The organism is Lentzea sp. NPDC051838, from assembly GCF_040681245.1.
Classification (GTDB): domain Bacteria; phylum Actinomycetota; class Actinomycetes; order Mycobacteriales; family Pseudonocardiaceae; genus Lentzea.
The window spans coordinates 42,016-60,896 of the sequence record NZ_JBFAYI010000009.1 but is presented as its reverse complement, the minus strand read 5'-3'; the positions used below and the strand labels follow the sequence as shown (position 1 = coordinate 60,896).

Sequence of the window (18,881 nt, the reverse complement as noted above, 5' to 3'; positions counted from 1 at the left end):
GTCAGCGGCTTCCGTTCATCAAGGTCACGAACTCGTCGAACAGGGGCGCGGCGTCGTGCGGACCGGCCGCGGCCTCGGGGTGGTACTGCACGGAGAACGCCGGCGCGTCGAGCAGCCGGACGCCCTCGACGGTGCCGTCGTTGGGGCAGTAGTGGGACAGCACCGCGCGGCCGAACTCCGAGGAGAACTCCTCCCCCGGCGTGCCCTCCAAAGCGAACCCGTGGTTCTGCGCGGTGATGGCGACCTTGCCGGTCGCGACGTCGATCACCGGGATGTTGATGCCGCGGTGGCCGTAGCGCATCTTGTACGTCCCGCGGCCGACCGCGCGGCCCAGGATCTGGTTGCCGAAGCAGATGCCGAACAGCGGCAGCTTGCGCGACAACGCCTCGCGAGTCAGCCCGATCGCGTGGTCCTGCGTCGCCGGGTCACCAGGACCGTTGGACAGGAACAGGCCGTCAGGGCTGACCTTCAGGATGTCCTCGAACGACGAGGTCAACGGCAGCACGTGCACCTCGATGCCGCGCGCCGCCATCATCCGCGGGGTGTTCGACTTGATGCCCAGGTCCAAAGCCGCGACCGTGAACTTCTTCTCGCCGATCGCCTCGACCACGTACGGGTTCGCCGTGGTCACGTCGACAGCCAGGTTCGCGCCGACCATCTGCGCGGACGCCTTGACCTGCTCGACCATCGACGCGTCGTCGGTGAGCTCCGAGCCGGAGAACACCCCGGCCCGCATCGCGCCCTGCTCGCGGATGTGGCGGGTCAGCGTCCGGGTGTCGAGGCCGGAGATGCCCACGACGCCCTGCTTCGCCAGCTCCTCGTCCAGGCCGCGCTTGGACCGCCAGTTCGACGGCGTGCGCGCGGGGTCGCGCACCACGTACCCGGCGACCCAGATCTTCGACGACTCGTCGTCCTCGTCGTTCCAGCCGGTGTTGCCGATCTGCGGCGCGGTCTGCACCACGATCTGGCGGTGGTAGGACGGGTCCGTCAACGTTTCCTGGTAGCCCGTCATGGCCGTGGAGAACACGACCTCGCCCAGGGAGACGCCGGTCGCTCCGTACGCCTCACCGCGGAAGACGCGACCGTCCTCCAGCACCAATGCCGCGTTCGTCACGCCTTGCCTCCCACTAGAGCTGCTACCCATGCCTCGTAAACGTCTTTGTCGTCACCGCGGAAACCGGTGTCGAACAGGTGCCCCTGGTTCTCCCACTGGACCACCAGCAAACCTTCTTCGCTGAACATGACCTTCCCGGCGAGTCCGCGGTCGGTCCGGGCGTCCCGGATGGACTCGGCGGGGATGAAGATCGGCGTAGCGCCAACGCGTTCGATCGCGACGCCTTCCGGCACCAGGCTCAACGTGGCCTCGGCGCGGTGGCCGATGTCGCCGACCTGGACCCGGTCCTGCCAGTTGCCCGCGTTCGTCGTTCCGATGTAGACGCCCGTGGTCGCCAGCGTCGGCTCACCCAACGTCGACGGCGTGGCGGGGAACGCGGGCAGGTCCGCCTGCTTGGCCTGGCGTCGCTTCCAGCCGTGCCACATGCCGTAGACGCACAGGGCGAAGAAGAGCAGAACGGCCACGGAGAGCAGTACGCGGGTCATTCGGCAATCCTTCCCGCGAGAGAGGTGACCCGGCCACGCAAGATGGTCGCCGTCACCGTGGCGGGCATCTCCATGCCCTCGAACGGGGTGTTGCCCGCGATGCTCGCGAGCTCCGCGCCGTTGACCGTCCAGGAAGCGTCCGGGTCGACCAGCACGAGGTTCGCGGGCTCGCCGACCGCGATCGGACGGCCCTGGTCGGTCAGCCCGGCGATCTCGGCGGGCTTCTCGCTCATCACCCGCGCGACGCCGCGCCAGTCCAGCAGGCCGGTCTTCACCATCGTCTCGACGACGATGCTCAGCGCGGTCTGCAGCCCGAGCATGCCCGGACGCGCCGCCGACCACTCGCAGTCCTTGTCCTGGACGGCGTGCGGGGCGTGGTCCGTGGCGACGCAGTCGATCGTGCCGTCGGCCAACGCCTGGCGCAGCGCGTCGACGTCGGTCTGCGTGCGCAGCGGCGGGTTGACCTTGTTGACCGGGTCGTAGGTGGAGAGCCGGTCGTCGGTCAGGATCAGGTGGTGCGGGGTGACCTCGGCGGAGACCTTGGTGCCGCGCGCCTTCGCCCACTTCAGGACGTCCGCCGTGCCCGTCGTGCTGACGTGGCAGACGTGCAGCTTCGCGTCGACCTGCTTCGCGAGCAGGCAGTCGCGGGCGACGATCGACTCCTCGGCGGCGGCCGGCCAGCCCTGCAGACCGAGCCTGGACGCGTTCTCCCCCTCGTGCGCCTGGGCGCCGACCGTGAGCTTCGGCTCCTCGGCGTGCTGGGCGATGACCGCACCCAACGCCTTCGAGTACTCCAGGGCGCGACGCATGATCAACGGGTCGTGCACGCAGTGGCCGTCGTCGGAGAAGACGCGGACGTTGGCCTTGGACTTGGCCATCGTGCCCAGTTCGGCGAGCTTCTCGCCCTTGAGGCCGACGGTGACGGCGCCGACCGGGTGGACGTCGACGAGGCCGACCTCCTGGCCGCGGCGGGCGACGTGCTCGACGATGACGGCGTTGTCGGCCACCGGGTCGGTGTTGGCCATGGCGAAAACGGCCGTGTAGCCACCGAGAGCGGCCGCGCGCGACCCCGTCTCGATGGTCTCGGTGTCCTCGCGGCCGGGTTCGCGCAGGTGGGTGTGCAGGTCGACGAAGCCCGGCAGCAGAATCGCGCCGTTGCCTTCGATGACCTCCGCGTTCTCGTCCGTGCCCTCGGCGATCACGCCGTCACGGATCAAGATGTCTCGCGGTTCCCCCTCGCCGTAGGGACGTACTCCCTTGAGCAGCAAGGGTTTCACGCGTTTTCCTCCTCGTGGGCGAGCAAGTGGTACAGCACGGCCATGCGCACGTGGACACCGTTGCGAACCTGCTCGGTGATGGCGGCCTGCGGGCTGTCGGCGACGACGGAGGCGATCTCCATGCCGCGCAGCATCGGGCCGGGGTGCAGCACGACGGCGTGCTCGGGGAGCAGCTTGAGGCGCCGCTCGTTGAGGCCGTAGGCGATCGAGTACTCGCGGGAGCTGGGGAAGAACCCGCCGGTCATGCGCTCGGCCTGGACGCGCAGCAACATCACCGCGTCCTGCGAGGCCAGCTCGGAGTCGATCTCGTGCGAGACCGTGACCGGCCACTTCTCCACGCCCGTCGGCAGCAGCGTGGGCGGCGCGACGAGCGTGACCTCGGCACCGAGAGCGGTCAGCAGGTGCACGTTCGAGCGCGCGACCCGGCTGTGCAGGACGTCGCCGACGATCGCGACGCGGCGGCCGTCGAGGCTGCCGAGCCTGTCGCGCAACGTCGCGGCGTCGAGCAGCGCCTGCGTCGGGTGCTCGTGCATGCCGTCGCCCGCGTTCACCACGGACGTGCTGGTGTGCTTGAGCCAGCCCGCGAGCCGGTGCGCCGCGCCGGACGCCGGGTGGCGCACGATCACGCAGTCCGCGCCGGCGGCCTGCAAGGTCAGCGCGGTGTCGCGGAGGCTTTCGCCCTTGCTGACGCTGGAACCGGAGCTGCTGACGTTGATCACGTCGGCGGACATCCACTTGCCGGCGATCTCGAAGCTCACGCGGGTGCGCGTGCTGTTCTCGTAGAACATGGTGATCACCGTGCGGCCGCGCAACGTCGGCAGCTTGCGGACCTCACGGCCGAGCAGCGCCTGCTTCAGCCGGTCCGCGGTGTCGAGGATCGCGGTCGCCTCGTCGCGGCCGAGACCGTCGGTGGAGAGCAGGTGCTTCACTTCAGCACCACTCCGTCGCGGCCGTCGAACTCCTCCAGCATCACCACGACGTCCTCGGTCTTGGACGTGGGCAGGTTCTTGCCGACGTAGTCCGCCCGGATCGGCAGCTCGCGGTGGCCGCGGTCGACCAGCACGGCCAGCTGCACCGCGCGGGGACGGCCGTGGTCGCGCAGCGCGTCGAGCGCGGAGCGGATGGTGCGGCCGGAGAACAGCACGTCGTCCACGAGCACGACGAGCTTGTCGTCGATGCCGCCCTCGGGCAGCTTCGTGGCTTCGAGCGGACGCGTCGGGCCCCGGCGGAGATCGTCGCGGTAGAGGGTGATGTCGAGCGTGCCCTCTTGGACGTGCCTGCCCGAAAATTCGGCGATTTTAGCGGCCAACCGGCGTGCGAGAGGGGCTCCCCGGCTGGGAATACCCATCAAGACGACGTCGGGTGCGCTCGGTGCATCGAGAGCGGTCTTCTCGATGATCTGATGGGCCATTCGGGCGACAGTGCGCGCGACATCACCGGCCGAGAGAATCTCGCGATCCCCGGCCGGATCCGTCGCGCCACGTTGACGTGACGCCACGGCTGGACCTCCTTCCCCGCCTCACTGGACGGGTCCTTAAAGGACGTCGGGCACCCGGCTACAGCCGGGCTGACCTGCACCGTATCACCTACGGACGGTCAACCATCCGAGTGGTGTGCCAGGCGTGGCGCGCGTCTCTCCTTGAGATCAGCTTGACCTGTCGACCACGGCGAGTAATCATTACTCTGCGTATCGATCTAAGCCTCCCCGCAGCACCGCCGTACTGCTGACGGGGCGAATGAACGGAGAACCGCCAAATGGGCGACTACGCCAAGGCGTTGGGGGCCAAGCTCCGCGCTATCCGCCAGCAGCAGGGACTGTCTCTGCACGGCGTCGAGCAGAAGTCCGGCGGTCGCTGGAAGGCCGTGGTCGTCGGCTCCTACGAGCGCGGTGACCGCGCGGTGACCGTGCAGAAGCTGGCCGAGCTGGCCGACTTCTACGGGGTTCCCGTCGCCGAGCTCCTGCCCGAGGGCCGCGTGCCGTCGGGCGCCGAGCCGGCCACCAAGATCGTGATCAACCTGGAACGGCTCCAGCAGCTACCGGTCGAGAAGGTCGGCCCCCTGGCCCGCTACGCCGCGACCATCCAGTCGCAGCGCGGTGACTACAACGGCAAGGTCCTCTCCATCCGCACCGAGGACCTGCGCTCTCTCGCGATCATCTACGACATGACGCCGGGCGAGCTCACCGAGCAGCTCATCGACTGGGGCGTGCTTCCCCCCGAGGCCCGCCCCGCGAAGGAAGACTGAGCGCTCACGCTTTTGGAGCAATGGCTCCCTTACGTCCTGTTAGTCGCCCTGAGGACGTGAGGGAGCCACTGCTGCATTCAGGGGGTCCAGCGTTCTCGGACGGGTGGCGCTCGCGGCCACCGAACCCCGCAGCAGATCGCTCAGATCGTGACTCTCTGCCAGCTCACATGTAGTAACCGCCGCCGTGATCCGATCAAGACGGAAACCGCGGCCCGCCCGGCGCGTCCGGCACCAGCCGATCAGGTACCAGCGGCCGTCGGTGGTGAGCAGCCCGGCCGGTTCCACCTCGCGTTCGGTCTCCTGCCCTGACGCGTCGGTGTAGGTCAGGCGCAGCACCGTGTTCGCGGCCAACGCGTCGTGGACCGCCGCCCGGACCCCGGCGTCCGTTCGCGACGGCAGCGCGACAACGCGGGAGGCGAACTCGCCGGCGGCGGCCGACGCGGGGCCGTTCAGCACCGCCGCGATCTTCTGGAACGCCGTGCGCGCGGCGGCCGAGCCGTCGGCCCCGGCAAGAGCGGCGGCCAGCACCGACGCCTCGTCCGGGGTGAAGTGGATCGGCGGCAGGGTCATCGCCGGGTCGATCGACCAGCCGCCGCCGCGTCCCAGCGTGTTCCGCACCGGCACCCCGGTCTCCATCAACGCCTGCAGATCGCGTTGCACGGTCCGTGTGCTGACTTCGAGCCGTGCGGCGAGGGCCCCGACCGTCGACGGCCTCGGCGCTCTCGCACGCAACTCCTCCACCAGCGCGTACAGCCGGGCAGTGCGGTTCACCACCCCGATCCTGCCAAGAAATCCCGCTCGCGGTGCCGTTCCCGCTCGGTGATCGTCAGCGGATACAACGTGAAGCCGTGCGGCGCGCCCGCGACAACGGTGAGCCGGGCTCCCGGCCACCGTTCGGCGAGGCGCACCGAGTCGTCCAGCAACGGGTCCTCGGCGCCGGCGACGATCCTGGCGGGCGGCATCGCGGCCAGGTCGGCGAACACCGGCGAGATCCCGGGAGCCCGGCGCTGCTCGGCCGTCATCCCCGGCGTGAACAGTTCGTACGTGCGTCGGAGCCTGTCGGTCGTGGGCTTCGACAGGTCGTAGGCACCGAAAACGAGGTTCGCCGCCTGGAAGACGCCAGGCAGGCGCAGCAACGTCAGGACGCACAGATGGGCACCCGCCGACTCGCCGCCGATCAGCAGCCTGTCCGTGCCGAACTCGGCCACGACCCACCGCGCGGCCGCTTCGCAGTCGTCAGGTGCGGCGGGGAACGGGTGTTCCGGAGCCAGGCGGTACTCGACGCTCACGACGGTCAGGCGCGTCGCCGTGGCGAGCTCCCACAGTCGTTCGTCCTGCCCGTCCGCCGAGCCGAACGACCAGCCGCCGCCGTGGACGTGCAGGTAGACACCGTCAGCGTGCTCCGGCGTGAACACCCTGACCGGTACGCCGTGCGCGACTCGGTCCTGGCCCTGCGGCAGCCTGACCGGGGGCAGGTCGCCACCGAGCCGGTTGCGCCGCAGGACCTCCAGCGGTGTCTCCCGCACCTCGAAGTTCCGGTTGAACGTCAGGGTTTCCGCGAGGCAGTCCTCGTCGACGATCTTCATGTCGCGGACGGTCGCACCCGTCCGCGACACCGTCCTGTCACCCTTTCCGAGTGAGCCGCGCCACGTGCTCCCGGTCCGTGATCGCGTGGATGGCCGCGATCTTCCGCTCCCGCACCGTGAACGCCACCACCGCGATCGGCTTGCCGTCCGTGATCGACACCAGCCCCGCCTCGCCGCCGACGACCGCCGGCGCCATGCACGGTGCCGCTTGCAGCACCGCGGCCTTGGGCGCGACCATGCCGTGCCCGCGCAGCCAGGCCTCTTCCGACCGAAGCGTGACGTCCGCGTCCAGCACGTCCTCGCCCGCCATGAACGCGTCCACGACCTCGCGCTGCCCCGCCAGGTCCACATCGGACACCGGCCGGGCCGACACCCGCTGCCGTGCGCGTGCCTCCACCTGCAACGCGCCGAGCGGCGTGCGGCCGATCAGTGGCGCGACCTGTTCGAACGGCTCCCGGTACAGGTCGTGCAGCACGTATGCGACCCGTTCGTCCGGCGTGAGTGCGTCGAGTGCCGTGAGCACGCCGAGGCCCACCTCGTCGTTCGGTTCCTTGCTGACGACCGGGTCCGGCATCTCGAACCCGGCCTTCTGCCGCGCGCGCAGCATCCCGAGGCTCACGCGCGCGACCACGGTGTTCAGCCAGCCCGGTTCGCCGTCGGTCTTGCGGCGTGCCTCCCGCACCGCCGCCGTCGCGTCCGCGAACCGGCCCAGCAGCCGATAAGCCAGTCTTTCCTCGACCACCATCGCGTGGTCCTTTCGATCAAGCGCCCATTCCACTAGACAACGGATGGGCGCCTGACGTGACCAGCGACGACAGTGGTATTGCTCACGGAATAAGCGCGGCGAGCTGCTCCTTGTCCTGAATGACGTGTATCGCGGCGATCTTGTCGCCGCGCACCGTGAAAGCCATGGCGGAGAACAACACCCCGTCGACCCACGTGACGAACCCGGCCTCGCCGCCGATGAGCGCGTGCTGGATCTCGGCCATCGCGACGTACTTGCGGAACAGGCTTGCTCTTCCGGCCACCGTGCGGCCGCCGATGACCTCCAGCGCACCCGCCTTGAGCGTGACGTCGGGGTGCAGCACCGACACCAGGCCCTCCAGGTCACCTTCCCTGGACGCCTTGAGGAACGCGTTCACCACTTCCCGCTGCTTCGGCAGGTCGACGTTGGGCTGCGGCCGGTCCTGCACACGTTTGCGCGCCCGTGACGCGAGCTGCCTTGTCGTCGTGGGCGTCTTGTCGATCAACGGCGCGATGTCGTCGAACGGCACCGCGAACATGTCGTGCAGCACGAACGCCAGCCGCTCATCGGGCTTCAACGTGTCCAGCACGACCAGCATCGCGAGCCCGACCTCGTCCTTGGCGACGGCCTGGTGCTCGGGCTCCTCGGTGGTGTCGATCACCGCGTCCGGCATCTCGAACGCGTGCTCCTTCTTGTCGCGCAGCATGTTCAGGCACACCCGCCCGACAACGGTCGTCAGCCACGCGGCGGGGTTCTCGACCTCGCTGGTGTCGGCCTTCTCGACCCGGATCCACGCGTCCTGCAACGCGTCGTCGGCCTCGGCGAACGAGCCCAGCATCCGGTGCGCGACGGCCTTGAGCCGCGGACGTTCCTGCTCGAACTGCGCGATCAAATCGCTGCCCCCTGTCACATCTTCGGCCGCCGCCGGGTCGACCGGGCAACAGCGTCACTTTGGAGGGTAACCGTGAAGATCCTCGTCACTGGCGGCACCGGCACGCTCGGCCAGCACGTGGTCCCGTTGCCGCGCGGTGACGTCGACTCGCTCAACACGAACAACTGTCAGACCTGCCGACTATTGTTGATTTTGGGGGAACCCGGCGGGTGTCGTGTGTGTGGTGGGTGGCCATAGGGGCAGTGGCGTCGCGATTCGGGATCTGGTCGCGGGCGGTCAACGGTCTCCGCCCCGCGCACATCTCGGCGAGCGGCGCGGACTCGGGGCTTTGGCCTGGTTGCAGACCAGGCTCGCAGACGAGCAAGCGATTGCCTGCTCGGAGATTCCGTTCGGCGTGTGGAGGGCGGCTCAGTTCCACCACCTGACGCTGAGCACGGCCCTGGCTGCCGATCGTGCCGGTGCCGGGCATGCGGTTGCGGCCGGTCGACGTCCGCGACGTGGCGCGCATCGTCGAGCTGGCGCTGGATTCGCCCGCGGGCCGGGTCGCGGACCTGGCAGGACCTGCCGTGTACGAGATGAAGCAGCTCGTGCAGGACTACCTGACGACTGCGGGCAAGCGGCGGCTCACCGTGCCGGTGCGGTTGCCGGGCAAGGCGGGGAAGGCCTACCGGGGCGGGCAGAACCTGACCTTGGACGGCGACCGCGGCACCCACACGTGGGAGGAGTTCCTTGCCGCGAGCTGATCAGAACGTGGCGACAAACGTTTGCCAGGCCGAGGTGCTGAACTCCAGCACCTCACCGGCCTGGTTCTTGGAGTCGCGGACGAGCGCGTCGTGGGCGAGCGAAACCTCGACGCAGTCCCCTTCCGGAGTCCCGTTGCTGTAGCTGCTCTTACGCCAAGAGCGATCCTGAGTCATCGAGTTCCTCTCGCGGGCGACCGGCGTACTCAGCCAGCCTGCTCCGTGATTGTCCCTCATCCAAAGCGACTTCCTCCAAGCGGTTGAAGATCATCCTGGTTCGGGCGATCGCTCCACGGTCCTGGACGAACACGTGGGTCAGATCGGTCTCGCTGTAGGCGATCGGCATCGCCTTGCCGTACTCCCACAACCGCAGCCCGGCCGAGTTCACGAGCACATCGGCGGGCACGAGGCGAACGAGGTCAGCGCTGAACAGCAGTTGCAGGTACTGGTCCTCCATGACCTGGGCGTCGCCGACCTGCTGCCGCAGCGCTAGCTCATGGATGTAGAACACGCAATCCGGCCGATCGTGGCGCCGCAGCACCGCCTGGCGGTCCACACGAGCCCGGACAAGGGCGGGAATCCGGTCCTCTGCCACGCCTGCTGCTCGATACAGGGCAGCCGCGTACTCGGCTGTCTGCATGAGGCCGGGCACGGTGAGAGTGTCGTAGTTGATCATCTTCGTGGCCGTGGACTCCGCCATGGCGAGCGTGCGGACGTTGTCCGACACCTGCACGATGTATTCCTCGAAAGCGTTGCGGTAGCGGCGTTTGAAGTCTTCGAAGTAGTCCGTGTCCTTGCCGCACCTGGTCAGGTACTGGACGAGGTCGATCTCGCTGGGACGCGCCTTGCCGTGCTCGATGTTGGAGACCTTGCTGGGATCCCAGCCGAGTTGGACGGCCAGGCCGTGGCCGGTGAGGTCGGTCGTGGTCTCGCGGAGGCGACGCAGTTCGTCGCCCAGGTCGCGGCTGTACGCGGTGGACGGAGTGGAAGGAGCCATGCCGCCGACGCTAAATCTTGTCCCTGGTCCACGATACTGGCTCGTTCGGGTGAAAACAGAGCACCGCCACCGTGCGCCCGACGCCGAGCAAAGGCCCTACGGGCAACGCGAATCCTATCCAGTACGCGACTTCGAACGGCAGCAACGCGAGCGCGAGTCTCTTGCCCGACCTGCGCCCGCGCCAGAGCAGGGTTCCCGCGATCACCTCCGCGCCGCAGACGACCGCGAAGCCCGCCATCAACGGCACAGACCCCTCCTGTCCGTAGGTGGGGAAGCCCAGGAACTGCCAGACGGTTCCGTGCCGCGCGAAGTGCACGGCGCCGTACACAGCAGGCAGGCCGAACCCGAGGCCGGACAGCACCGCGAAGCCTGCCGCCACCCTGGACGAAATCCTCGTGCTGATCATCGCGGTGCCTCCATATCCTGGCGAGGTGACCTCTTCTGACGACGAGCTTCTCTCCGATCGCACCCCGCTGCCGTCCGATCTGGACACCCGGCTGCGCGACCACCTGACGTTCCTGATCGAGGTCGACCGGCTGAAGACGATTCTGCGCGCGTCCCCGCTCGCGGCGGCCGATCGGCGCGAGAACGACGCGGAGCACTCGTGGCACCTGGCGTTGATGGTCATGACGCTCGCCGAGTACGCCGACGAACCGATCGACGTCGGCCACACGATCAAGCTCGTGGTGGTGCACGACCTGGTCGAGATCTACGCGGGCGACACCCCGATCTACGACACCGAGCTCGGCAAGAGCCAGGTGGCGCGCGAGGAAGCCGCCGCGGACAGGCTGTTCGGCATCCTGCCCGAGGACGTGGGCCGGACGATGCGTGCGTTGTGGGACGAGTTCGAGGCGCGCGAGACGCCGGAAGCGCGGTTCGCGAAGGCCGTGGACCGGTTCCAGCCGTTGCTGCTCAACTGGATGGCCGAGGGCGGCACGTGGCGCACGCCCGGCGTCACGGCAAACGACGTGCGTGCTCGCAAGGCGGTCATCGGCGAGGCGTCGAAGACGTTGTGGGACACCGCGAAGCACCTGATCGACGAGGGCGAGCGCAGGGGCTGGGCGCGCGGCTAAGGGGTGTGCCAGCCGCCGACGAACCACTCGACGGAGCCGGTCTCCGGGTCGTAGCGGCGGCGTTCGATGGTGCCGATGTCGGCGCCGTAGACGTGGATGCCGATGGTCGGTTCGTCGGACTCGGCTTCGACGGCGTGGACGTCGTCATCCGTCGTGCAGCACACGGTGACCTCGCCGCGCAGGAAGACCTGTTCGCCGAGCGGCGTCAGCGGGCCGGGGCCGGTGGGCTTGGCGTAGCGGAGTTCGCGTTCGGCGCCCGCGTAGATGCCGACGACTCCCCACGTCTCGTGGCCGTGCACGGGCGTGCGTTGGCCAGGCGCCCACACGACGACCGCCACGCACCACGACGGGGCGATGTGGAGCGGGTAGTTGACGTGGTGGTCGGGTGACGGGCGGGTGAGCTCGGCGGGGAGCCGGTAGCCGCTGTCCAGCAGGGCCGACAGACGTTCGGCCACTCGCTGGGTGATCTCGTACTGGTCGTCGGAGGCGTCAACGATCCGCTGCACGTCGTCGAGGAAGGTCTGCATGCCCTTCAGCATGGCGCCGAACCGCCCGCGCGTTGAGAACGATGAAGGGAACCTTCCTCCACCTGGCGTGGAGGAAGGTTCCCTTCATCGAGATCAGAGAACGGCGCGCAGCTGGTCCGCGATGACCGCGATCCGGCCCAGCACACCGTTCACGAAGCGCGGCGAGTCGTCCGTCGAGAGGCCCTTGGCGAGCTCCACGGCCTCGTCGATCGCGACCGCGTCCGGCACGTCGGCCGCCCACAGCAGCTCGTACAGGCCGATGCGCAGGACCGCGCGGTCGACCGCCGGCATGCGCTGCAGGGTCCAGCCCTCGGCGTGCTCCGAGATCAGGTCGTCGATGCGCGCGCGATTGGTGTGCACGCCCTCGACGAGCGTGACGGTGTAGTCGTTCACCGGAGGGATGTCCGGGGAGCCGACGCGTTCGGCCAGCAGCGTCACCGGGTCGGTGCCCAGAAGGTCGGCTTCGTAGAGGAAGTCGACCGCGCGCTTGCGGGCCTTGCTGCGTGCGCCCATTACTTGTCGCTGATGCGGCCGAGGTAACGGCCGTCGCGGGTGTCGACCTTGATCTTCTCGCCGGTCGTGACGAACAGCGGGACCTGGATCTCGGCGCCGGTCTCCAGGGTGGCGGGCTTGGTGCCGCCGGTGGAGCGGTCGCCCTGCAGGCCGGGGTCGGTGTGCTGGATCACGAGCTCGACCGAGGTCGGGAGCTCGACGAACAGCGGGACGCCCTCGTGCGTGGCGACCATCGCTTCCTGGTTCTCCAGCATGTAGTTGGCGGCGTCACCGACGGTCTCGGTCGGAACCGGGATCTGGTCGTAGGTGTCACCGTCCATGAAGATGAAGTCGGTGCCTTCCTTGTACAGGTAGGTCATGCCGCGCTTGTCCACGGTGGCGGTCTCGACCTTGGTGCCCGCGTTGAAGGTCTTGTCGACGACCTTCCCGGTCAGCACGTGCTTGAGGGTCGTGCGCACGAAGGCGCCACCCTTGCCGGGCTTGACGTGCTGGAACGCGGTGACGGTCCAGAGCTGGCCGTCGAGGTTCAGCACCAGGCCGTTCTTCAGGTCGTTCGTGGTGGCCACGGGGGAATTTCTCCTGTGCTTGGACGGGGTGTCAGACGACCACGAGTTCCTTCGTGGTCAGGGTGAGGAGCTCCGGCCCGCTTGCGCGCACCACGAGGGTGTCCTCGATGCGGACTCCGCCCCGCCCCGACAAGTACACGCCGGGCTCGACGGTGACCGCCATACCGGCCGAAAGTGTACCGTCACCCGCCTTCGACAACGCCGGTGCCTCGTGGATCTCGAGCCCGACCCCGTGGCCGAGGCCGTGCAGGAACTCGTCGCCGTGCCCGGCCTTCTCGATCACTTCCCGTGCCGCCTGGTCGACACCGCTCACCTGCACGCCGGGCTTGAGCGCGTTGCGTCCTGCCTGTTGCGACCGCGCGACCAGGTCGTACAGCTCGACCTGCCAGTCGGCGGGCTTGCCCAGGACCAGCGTGCGGGTCATGTCCGAGTGGTAGCCGTCGACCAGGGCGCCGAAGTCGAGCTTGATGAAGTCGCCCACGTGCAAAGCGGCGTCCGTCGGCGAGTGGTGCGGCACCGCGGAGTTCGCGCCGAATGCCACGATCGACTGAAATGCGGGACCTTCCGCGCCGTGGTCGAGCATGCGGCCTTCCAGCTCGCGCGCGACCTCACGTTCGGTGCGGCCCGCGCGCAGGCCGCCGTGGCCGATCAACGCCGCCAGCGCCCGGTCGGCCGCCGCGCACGCCATGCGCAGGGCCTCGATCTCGATCTCGTCCTTGACGAGCCTGAGCTTCTCGACCAGGCCACCTGCCTTGGTCAGCTCGGCCTTCTCAGCGGCGTTGGTGAGGGTTTCGAGGCCGTCGACCGTCACGTGGTGGCTCTCGAAGCCCAGCTTGCCCTTGGCCTTGCGGGCGAGCGCCTCGTCGCACGGGCGGTCGATCAGCCGCTCCAGGTCCGGCACCTGCTTGGCCGACTGGGTGAGGTACCGGCCGTCCGTGCAGAAGATCGTCTTGTCGTCGCTCACCGCGTCGATGAGCACGGCACCGTTCGATCCGGTGAACCCCGTGAGGTACCGGACGTTCAGGAGGTTCGTGACGAGCAGAGCGTCCAGGTTCGCGGCCTGGAGCGCCTGGCGCAGTGCGGTGCGGCGTGCGGCGTACGACGACATGTCTCGCAGCGTACGGCCAGTCCTAAGCTGTGCGCATGCGTCCTTGGTTCGTCCGTGCGTTGTGGATGGGGTTGCTCCACGGAGCCGTGCAGACCGGAGTCTCGGCGGTGGCGGTGCGCAGCCCCGAGGCGACGTCGGTCCGTCCCATCGCGCTGGGGCTGCTCGTGGCCGCCGCGGTGATCTGGGGCGCGGTCGACCGGCTCCGCGAACTCGAGTCGCCGGGCATGCAGTGGTTCATCGCGTCGCTGATCGCCGGCCCGTTCGCCGGGGCGCTGGGCGTGATCGGGTCGGCGTTGCTGGTCGACCAGACCGGCCAGGAAGCCCTGTGGGTGGCGCTGACGGGCGGGGCGGCGTTCACGGCGTTGCTCGTGCTGGCGCCGGCCGGGCTCGGGCTGCTGCTGGGCGGTTTCCTCGGGGCGCGGGACTCAGCCCGCGACTAGCTCGACCTCGAAGCCGTCCTCGTTCTCCAGGAACGCGGCGTAGTGGTCCTCGCCGCCCGCGTACGGGTGCTTGTCCGCGAACATCACCTGCCAGCCGTTGAGCTGGGCTTGTTCGGTGAGGCGGTCGACATCCGCTTTGGTGCCCGCGTGCAGGGCGAGGTGGTTGAGGCCCGCTTTCATCCGATCGTGTGGACCGGTGAGTGCTGGGGACTGCTCGACGACGACGTAGGTCTGGTCGAGCTTCCAGCTGACGCCGGCGGACCAGCGTTGGTGCTCGGTCCAGCCGAGTTCGATGAAGAGCCAGCCGAACGTGGCTTCGGCGCGAGCCAGATCTGGCACCCACAACTCGACGTGATGAAGCATCGGGCGATCCTTCCACGCCTACCATTCGGACCTGTGCGGAACACCGTGTCGGGTGATGTCAGTGACGGCAGTGAGGTCGTCCAGGTCGGCACGGTGCACGGCGACCTCGTCCTGCGCTCCCGCCGACGTCGGCCGTCCCGGCGAGCCGTGCCGCCCCGGCCGGAGTGGTTCGACCGAGCACGACGGGCGCTCGAGATGCGGCTCTGCGTCGCGGTGGTTCTGCTGATCTTCGTACCCACCGAGCTGATCCTGTTGGGCGGTTTCCGGCCCCAGGGAGCCAGCGACGAGGTGATCGTCCGGCTGGCCGTGGACAAACTGCGGTTGTGCGCGAGCGAGATCGTCCCGGCGCCGGCGAACTGCCCTCAGGGCGCCGAAGCGCCTGGCGCACAAACAGTTCGCTGGGAACTCGTAGGTGATCCTGGCGACGCGGTGGTGGTGAAGTGGCGTCACGGCTCGTTCAGGGCGACAGGCAAGGCGGTGATGGTGCTCCACTACGACACGGCACTCGGCGGAGACAGGACCGTCGTGCCGTTCACGTTCATCGCCACGGGTAGCTGGCGTGGCGGCGACACCAGGATCGAGTACATGGAACACATCGACGCCGGATTCGAGGAGGAGAAGCACGGCTTCGAGCTGTCCAGGACCGCCGTAGCCGAGGCGATCCGCGCCGGGTTCGCGCTGTGCACCGAGGCGAGGTCGTCACCCATGCCCGCAGGCTGCCCGCGAACCACCCACACACCGGTCTACCGCGACGTCGACTGGTCCCTCAACGCGGATCCGCTGATCAACTGGGACATGCGCCAGGACGAGACGACAGGCCTCGTGGTGGTCCTGGGCAACTACTCGCTCGCCCTGCGCAACCGCGAGGAGGTGTCGGCCCGCCCACCGCACTACACCTTGAGCGGTGCCTACCAGGCGATGCTCATCCGTGCCGAGGACGGCTCAGCGCGACTGCTGGAGATCAAGCACCTCGCTTGAGCGACAGCCAGCGCAGTGCGAGCAGGTAGCCCTCCACGCCCAGCCCCACGATCACGCCGCTCGCGATCGCCGAGATGACGCTGTGGTGCCGGAACTCCTCGCGCTGGTGGATGTTCGAGATGTGCACCTCGACCAGCGGCGCGGTGAGCTGCGAGCACGCGTCGCGCACGGCGATCGAGTAGTGGGTCCAGGCGGCGCCGTTGAGCACCACCGGGATCGAGGCGTCGGCGGCTTCGTGCAGCCACTTGACCATCTCGCCCTCGTACGCGGTCTGGCGGACCTCGACGTCGAAGCCGAGCTCCTTGCCTTCCGCCACGCACATCTCGACGAGGTCGGCGTGCGTGGTGCTGCCGTAGATGAGCGGCTCGCGGGTGCCGAGGCGGTCCAGGTTCGGGCCGTTCAGGACGAGAACCTTCACAGCAGCACCGTTCCTGAGGACTTGGGCTCGGCGGCGACGGCCGAGTAGGCGGCGGCGATCAGGGCCGGGTCGGGGCCTTCCAGGCGGCCGGGCTTGGCCAGGCCGTCCAGGACGACGAAGCGGAGCACGCCGGCCTTGTTCTTCTTGTCGACCTTCATGCCCTCCATCAGCTGCGGGAGGGCGTCCGGGTCGTAGGAGGTCGGCAGGCCGAGGAGTTCGAGGACGCGACGATGCCGATCCGCGGTCTCGTCGTCCAGCCTTCCCGCCAGGCGGGCCAGTTCGGCGGCGAAGACCAGGCCCACGCTGATCGCGGCGCCGTGACGCCAGCGGTAGCGCTCGCGGCGTTCGATGGCGTGGCCGAGGGTGTGGCCGTAGTTGAGGATCTCGCGCAGGTTCGACTCGCGGAGGTCGCTGGTCACCACGTCGGCCTTGATCTGGATCTTGCGACGGACCAGGTCGGCGAGGACCTCACCGGTCGGGTCCAACGCACGAGCCGGATCCGCTTCGATCAGGTCGAGGATCACCGGGTCGGCGATGAAGCCGCCCTTCACGATCTCGGCCATGCCCGCGATGAGCTCGTTGCGCGGCAAGGTTTCCAGCGTGGCGAGGTCGACGAAGATGGCGTCCGGCTCGTAGAACGTACCGACGAGGTTCTTGCCCGCGTCGGTGTTGATGCCGGTCTTGCCGCCGACGGCCGCGTCGACCATGCCGAGGAGCGTGGTCGGGATGTTGACCAGGCGCACGCCGCGCATCCACGTGGAGGCGACGAAACCCGCGAGGTCGGTCACCGCGCCGCCGCCGAGGCCGACGACGGCGTCGGAGCGGGACAGGCCGATCTTGCCCAGGACGTCCCAGCAGAAGCCGGCGACGGCGAGGTCCTTGCCGTCCTCGGCGTCCGGGACCTCGACGCGGTGCGCGTCGGCGCCGGCGGCCTTGAGCTCGTCGACCAGGACCTCGGCCGTGGCGGCGAGGGTCGGCTGGTGGATGATCGCGATCTTCGCGGTGCCCTTGAGGAACTCCACGATGTCGCCGAGCAGCCCGCGGCCGATCACGACGTCGTACGGCTTCTCGGCGGCGACCCGGATGCGCACGGGCTCGGTCATCGTCCAACTCCCTCGATCACCGCGTCGGCCACCTCGTCCGGGGTCAGCGAGTCGGTCAGCACCTCGACCGTCGCGACCTCGCGGTACAGGGGCAGCCGCGCGTCCAGCAGCGCCTTGAACGTGGCGCGCGGGTTGATGCCGGTCAGCAGCGGCCGGTTGGACGCGAGCCCGGTGCGGCGCACGCCCTCGGCCATGCCCACGTTCAGGAACACGACGTGGTGGTGCTGCAGCAGCTCTCGGGTCTTCGCCGAGAGCACCGCTCCCCCGCCCAGCGCGAGCACGCCCTCGTGCTCGACCAACGCCTTGGCGACGGCTTCTTCTTCCATGGCACGGAAAACAGGCTCGCCGTCGTCGGTGAAGATGTCCGAGATCGGCTTGCCGGCGAGCTCCACGATGTCGGCGTCGACGTCGCGGAACGGCAGAGCGAGCCTCGCGGCCAGCAGCTCGCTGATCGTGGTCTTGCCCGCTCCCGGCGGGCCGACCACGACGAAGCGGGGGCTCACATGCCCTCCCAGCGGGCTTCCAGGGCCTTCAGGTACGCGTGGGCGTTGCGGCGCGTCTCGTCGAGCGAGTCGCCGCCGAACTTCTCCAGCGCGGCCTCGGCGAGCACCAGGGCGACGACCGACTCCAGCACGACACCGGCGCGCGGCACGGCGCACACGTCCGAACGCTGGTGGATCGCGACGGCCGGCTCTCCAGTTCGGACATCCACAGTGGACAGTGCACGTGGGACGGTCGAGATGGGCTTCATCGCCACGCGGGCACGGAGGATCTCGCCGTTGGTGATGCCGCCTTCGAGGCCACCGGCGCGGTTCGAGCGGCGCGTGACGCCGACCGGGCCGCTGCCGCGGTCGATCTCGTCGTGGGCCTGCGAACCCCAGCGGCGCGCGGAGGTGAAGCCGTCGCCGATCTCCACGCCCTTCATCGCCTGCACGCCCATCAGCGCGGCGGCGAGGCGGGCGTCGAGGCGGCGGTCCCAGTGCACGTGCGAGCCGAGGCCCGGCGGCAACCCGTAGACGAGCACCTCGATGACGCCGCCGACGGTGTCACCGGCCTCCTTGACGGCCTCGACCTCGGCGACCATCGCGTCGGTGCCGCGCTGGTCGAAGCAGCGGGTCGGCGACTCGTCGATCGCGGGCAGGTCGTCCGGAGTGGGCAGCGCGGCGTCCTCAGGCGTGTCCGCCTTGCCGATGGACACCACGTGGCTGAGGATCTGCACGCCCAGCAGCTGCTGCAGGAACTGGCGCGCCACCGTGCCCAACGCGGTCCGAGCCGCCGTCTCACGGGCCGACGCGCGTTCGAGCACCGGGCGTGCCTCGTCGAAGCCGAACTTCTGCATGCCCGGCAGGTCGGCGTGACCGGGCCGGGGCCGCGTGAGGGCCTCGTTGCGGCCGGTCGGCTTGAGCAGGCTCGGGTCGACCGGGTCCGCGGACATGACGGTCTGCCACTTCGGCCACTCGGAGTTGCCGATGGTGACCGCGATCGGGCCGCCCTGGGTCTTGCCGTGGCGCACGCCGCCGAGGATCTCGACCTCGTCCTGCTCGAAGCCCATGCGGGGGCTTCGGCCGAAGCCGAGCCTGCGGCGCCCGAGCTGGGTGACGAGGTCGTCGGTCGTCACCTCGACACCGGCGGGCATGCCCTCCAGGACGGCGACGAGAGCGGGGCCGTGTGACTCTCCAGCGGTGATCCAGCGCAGCACGTTCACAATCCTT

At 69.1% G+C, this 18,881-nt stretch carries 26 protein-coding genes; 5 read left to right on the top strand and 21 right to left on the bottom strand.

Features of this window, described 5'->3' with window-relative positions; translation table 11 throughout:
- Position 1: 1 nt before the first annotated feature.
- The 5 genes from carA to pyrR are packed head-to-tail and all read right to left on the bottom strand — an operon-like array spanning position 2 to position 4,374.
- Positions 2-1,144: a glutamine-hydrolyzing carbamoyl-phosphate synthase small subunit gene (gene carA / locus AB0M24_RS21805; RefSeq protein WP_363770496.1), complete on the bottom strand. Its 1,143-nt coding sequence runs from the start codon at positions 1,142-1,144 to the stop codon at positions 2-4.
- Complete coding sequence (locus AB0M24_RS21800) at positions 1,111-1,599, bottom strand: transporter (RefSeq protein WP_363770493.1); 489 nt, start codon at positions 1,597-1,599, stop codon at positions 1,111-1,113. Before AB0M24_RS21800 ends, carA begins: the two co-directional genes overlap by 34 nt.
- Positions 1,596-2,876 carry a dihydroorotase gene (locus AB0M24_RS21795; protein WP_363770490.1) on the bottom strand — a complete coding sequence of 427 codons (1,281 nt, stop codon included), beginning with the start codon at positions 2,874-2,876 and terminating at the stop codon, positions 1,596-1,598. Before AB0M24_RS21795 ends, AB0M24_RS21800 begins: the two co-directional genes overlap by 4 nt.
- Entirely contained in the window at positions 2,873-3,805 is a 933-nt protein-coding gene (locus AB0M24_RS21790; RefSeq protein ID WP_363770487.1) for an aspartate carbamoyltransferase catalytic subunit, read from the bottom strand. Before AB0M24_RS21790 ends, AB0M24_RS21795 begins: the two co-directional genes overlap by 4 nt.
- Positions 3,802-4,374, bottom strand: a complete 573-nt coding sequence (gene pyrR / locus AB0M24_RS21785; protein ID WP_363770484.1) for a bifunctional pyr operon transcriptional regulator/uracil phosphoribosyltransferase PyrR — start codon at positions 4,372-4,374, stop codon at positions 3,802-3,804. Before pyrR ends, AB0M24_RS21790 begins: the two co-directional genes overlap by 4 nt.
- Positions 4,375-4,631: 257 nt before the next feature.
- Between pyrR and AB0M24_RS21780 the strand changes: the two genes are divergently transcribed.
- The gene (locus AB0M24_RS21780) at positions 4,632-5,120 is read left to right on the top strand and encodes a transcriptional regulator (protein ID WP_030471611.1); all 489 of its coding nucleotides are present in this window, start codon (positions 4,632-4,634) and stop codon (positions 5,118-5,120) included.
- 39 nt (positions 5,121-5,159) lie between these two features.
- Here AB0M24_RS21780 and AB0M24_RS21775 read toward each other — a convergent pair whose 3' ends face one another.
- The 4 genes from AB0M24_RS21775 to AB0M24_RS21760 form a co-directional block, all read right to left on the bottom strand.
- Complete coding sequence (locus AB0M24_RS21775; protein WP_363770481.1) at positions 5,160-5,891, bottom strand: WYL domain-containing protein; 732 nt, start codon at positions 5,889-5,891, stop codon at positions 5,160-5,162.
- Positions 5,888-6,736 carry an alpha/beta hydrolase fold domain-containing protein gene (locus tag AB0M24_RS21770; protein WP_363770478.1) on the bottom strand — a complete coding sequence of 283 codons (849 nt, stop codon included), beginning with the start codon at positions 6,734-6,736 and terminating at the stop codon, positions 5,888-5,890. Before AB0M24_RS21770 ends, AB0M24_RS21775 begins: the two co-directional genes overlap by 4 nt.
- Positions 6,737-6,743: 7 nt before the next feature.
- A complete protein-coding gene (locus AB0M24_RS21765) occupies positions 6,744-7,451 on the bottom strand; it encodes an RNA polymerase subunit sigma-70 (protein ID WP_363770475.1) in 708 nt (235 codons plus the stop codon).
- An 82-nt stretch (positions 7,452-7,533) separates the two neighbouring features.
- Positions 7,534-8,343, bottom strand: a complete 810-nt coding sequence (locus AB0M24_RS21760; RefSeq protein WP_363770472.1) for a sigma-70 family RNA polymerase sigma factor — start codon at positions 8,341-8,343, stop codon at positions 7,534-7,536.
- Positions 8,344-8,795: 452 nt separating this feature from the next.
- Here AB0M24_RS21760 and AB0M24_RS21755 point away from each other — a divergent pair, with 452 nt between their 5' ends.
- On the top strand, positions 8,796-9,086 hold the full coding sequence (locus AB0M24_RS21755; RefSeq protein WP_363770470.1) for a hypothetical protein: 291 nt from the start codon (positions 8,796-8,798) through the stop codon (positions 9,084-9,086).
- Here AB0M24_RS21755 and AB0M24_RS21750 read toward each other — a convergent pair whose 3' ends face one another.
- Genes AB0M24_RS21750 through AB0M24_RS21740 form a run of 3 tightly spaced genes read right to left on the bottom strand, consistent with a single transcriptional unit; the run spans position 9,087 to position 10,486 of the window.
- Positions 9,087-9,260, bottom strand: a complete 174-nt coding sequence (locus AB0M24_RS21750) for a DUF397 domain-containing protein (RefSeq protein WP_363770467.1) — start codon at positions 9,258-9,260, stop codon at positions 9,087-9,089.
- Positions 9,235-10,080, bottom strand: coding sequence for a helix-turn-helix transcriptional regulator (locus AB0M24_RS21745; RefSeq protein ID WP_363770464.1), 846 nt, complete (start codon positions 10,078-10,080; stop codon positions 9,235-9,237). The genes AB0M24_RS21750 and AB0M24_RS21745 overlap by 26 nt, the downstream gene beginning before the upstream one ends.
- A 10-nt stretch (positions 10,081-10,090) precedes the next feature.
- The gene (locus AB0M24_RS21740; protein ID WP_363770461.1) at positions 10,091-10,486 is read right to left on the bottom strand and encodes a hypothetical protein; all 396 of its coding nucleotides are present in this window, start codon (positions 10,484-10,486) and stop codon (positions 10,091-10,093) included.
- Between the two features lie 25 nt (positions 10,487-10,511).
- On the opposite strand from AB0M24_RS21740, the gene AB0M24_RS21735 reads away from it, so the two are divergent.
- Positions 10,512-11,153, top strand: coding sequence for an HD domain-containing protein (locus AB0M24_RS21735; protein ID WP_363770458.1), 642 nt, complete (start codon positions 10,512-10,514; stop codon positions 11,151-11,153).
- Here the strand turns inward: AB0M24_RS21735 and AB0M24_RS21730 are convergent.
- The 4 genes from AB0M24_RS21730 to AB0M24_RS21715 all read right to left on the bottom strand — a co-directional run bounded on the left by AB0M24_RS21730 (position 11,150) and on the right by AB0M24_RS21715 (position 13,867).
- A complete protein-coding gene (locus AB0M24_RS21730) occupies positions 11,150-11,680 on the bottom strand; it encodes a hypothetical protein (protein ID WP_363770455.1) in 531 nt (176 codons plus the stop codon). The genes AB0M24_RS21735 and AB0M24_RS21730 overlap by 4 nt on opposite strands.
- Before the next feature lie 93 nt (positions 11,681-11,773).
- Positions 11,774-12,193 (bottom strand): transcription antitermination factor NusB, encoded by a 420-nt coding sequence (nusB, locus tag AB0M24_RS21725; protein WP_363770452.1) that lies wholly within the window; start codon positions 12,191-12,193, stop codon positions 11,774-11,776.
- The gene (gene efp, locus AB0M24_RS21720) at positions 12,193-12,759 is read right to left on the bottom strand and encodes an elongation factor P (RefSeq protein WP_363770449.1); all 567 of its coding nucleotides are present in this window, start codon (positions 12,757-12,759) and stop codon (positions 12,193-12,195) included. The genes nusB and efp overlap by 1 nt, the downstream gene beginning before the upstream one ends.
- A gap of 31 nt (positions 12,760-12,790) precedes the next feature.
- Positions 12,791-13,867, bottom strand: a complete 1,077-nt coding sequence (locus AB0M24_RS21715; RefSeq protein WP_363770446.1) for a Xaa-Pro peptidase family protein — start codon at positions 13,865-13,867, stop codon at positions 12,791-12,793.
- 35 nt (positions 13,868-13,902) lie between these two features.
- On the opposite strand from AB0M24_RS21715, the gene AB0M24_RS21710 reads away from it, so the two are divergent.
- The gene (locus tag AB0M24_RS21710) at positions 13,903-14,307 is read left to right on the top strand and encodes a B-4DMT family transporter (RefSeq protein WP_363770443.1); all 405 of its coding nucleotides are present in this window, start codon (positions 13,903-13,905) and stop codon (positions 14,305-14,307) included.
- Here AB0M24_RS21710 and AB0M24_RS21705 read toward each other — a convergent pair.
- Positions 14,293-14,670 (bottom strand): VOC family protein, encoded by a 378-nt coding sequence (locus AB0M24_RS21705; RefSeq protein WP_363770440.1) that lies wholly within the window; start codon positions 14,668-14,670, stop codon positions 14,293-14,295. The two genes, AB0M24_RS21710 and AB0M24_RS21705, sit on opposite strands and share 15 nt — an antisense overlap.
- Before the next feature lie 33 nt (positions 14,671-14,703).
- On the opposite strand from AB0M24_RS21705, the gene AB0M24_RS21700 reads away from it, so the two are divergent.
- Positions 14,704-15,648, top strand: a complete 945-nt coding sequence (locus AB0M24_RS21700) for a hypothetical protein (protein WP_363770437.1) — start codon at positions 14,704-14,706, stop codon at positions 15,646-15,648.
- On the opposite strand, the gene aroQ is transcribed toward AB0M24_RS21700, so the two are convergent.
- From aroQ to aroC, 4 genes are read right to left on the bottom strand one after another with little or no spacing between them, the layout of a single operon-like run.
- The gene (gene aroQ, locus AB0M24_RS21695) at positions 15,632-16,066 is read right to left on the bottom strand and encodes a type II 3-dehydroquinate dehydratase (RefSeq protein WP_363770434.1); all 435 of its coding nucleotides are present in this window, start codon (positions 16,064-16,066) and stop codon (positions 15,632-15,634) included. The two genes, AB0M24_RS21700 and aroQ, sit on opposite strands and share 17 nt — an antisense overlap.
- Positions 16,063-17,169: a 3-dehydroquinate synthase gene (gene aroB, locus AB0M24_RS21690; protein WP_363770431.1), complete on the bottom strand. Its 1,107-nt coding sequence runs from the start codon at positions 17,167-17,169 to the stop codon at positions 16,063-16,065. Before aroB ends, aroQ begins: the two co-directional genes overlap by 4 nt.
- A complete protein-coding gene (locus AB0M24_RS21685) occupies positions 17,166-17,672 on the bottom strand; it encodes a shikimate kinase (protein WP_363770428.1) in 507 nt (168 codons plus the stop codon). Before AB0M24_RS21685 ends, aroB begins: the two co-directional genes overlap by 4 nt.
- Positions 17,669-18,868 carry a chorismate synthase gene (aroC, locus tag AB0M24_RS21680; protein WP_363770425.1) on the bottom strand — a complete coding sequence of 400 codons (1,200 nt, stop codon included), beginning with the start codon at positions 18,866-18,868 and terminating at the stop codon, positions 17,669-17,671. The genes AB0M24_RS21685 and aroC overlap by 4 nt, the downstream gene beginning before the upstream one ends.
- Between the last annotated feature and the right edge of the window lie 13 nt (positions 18,869-18,881).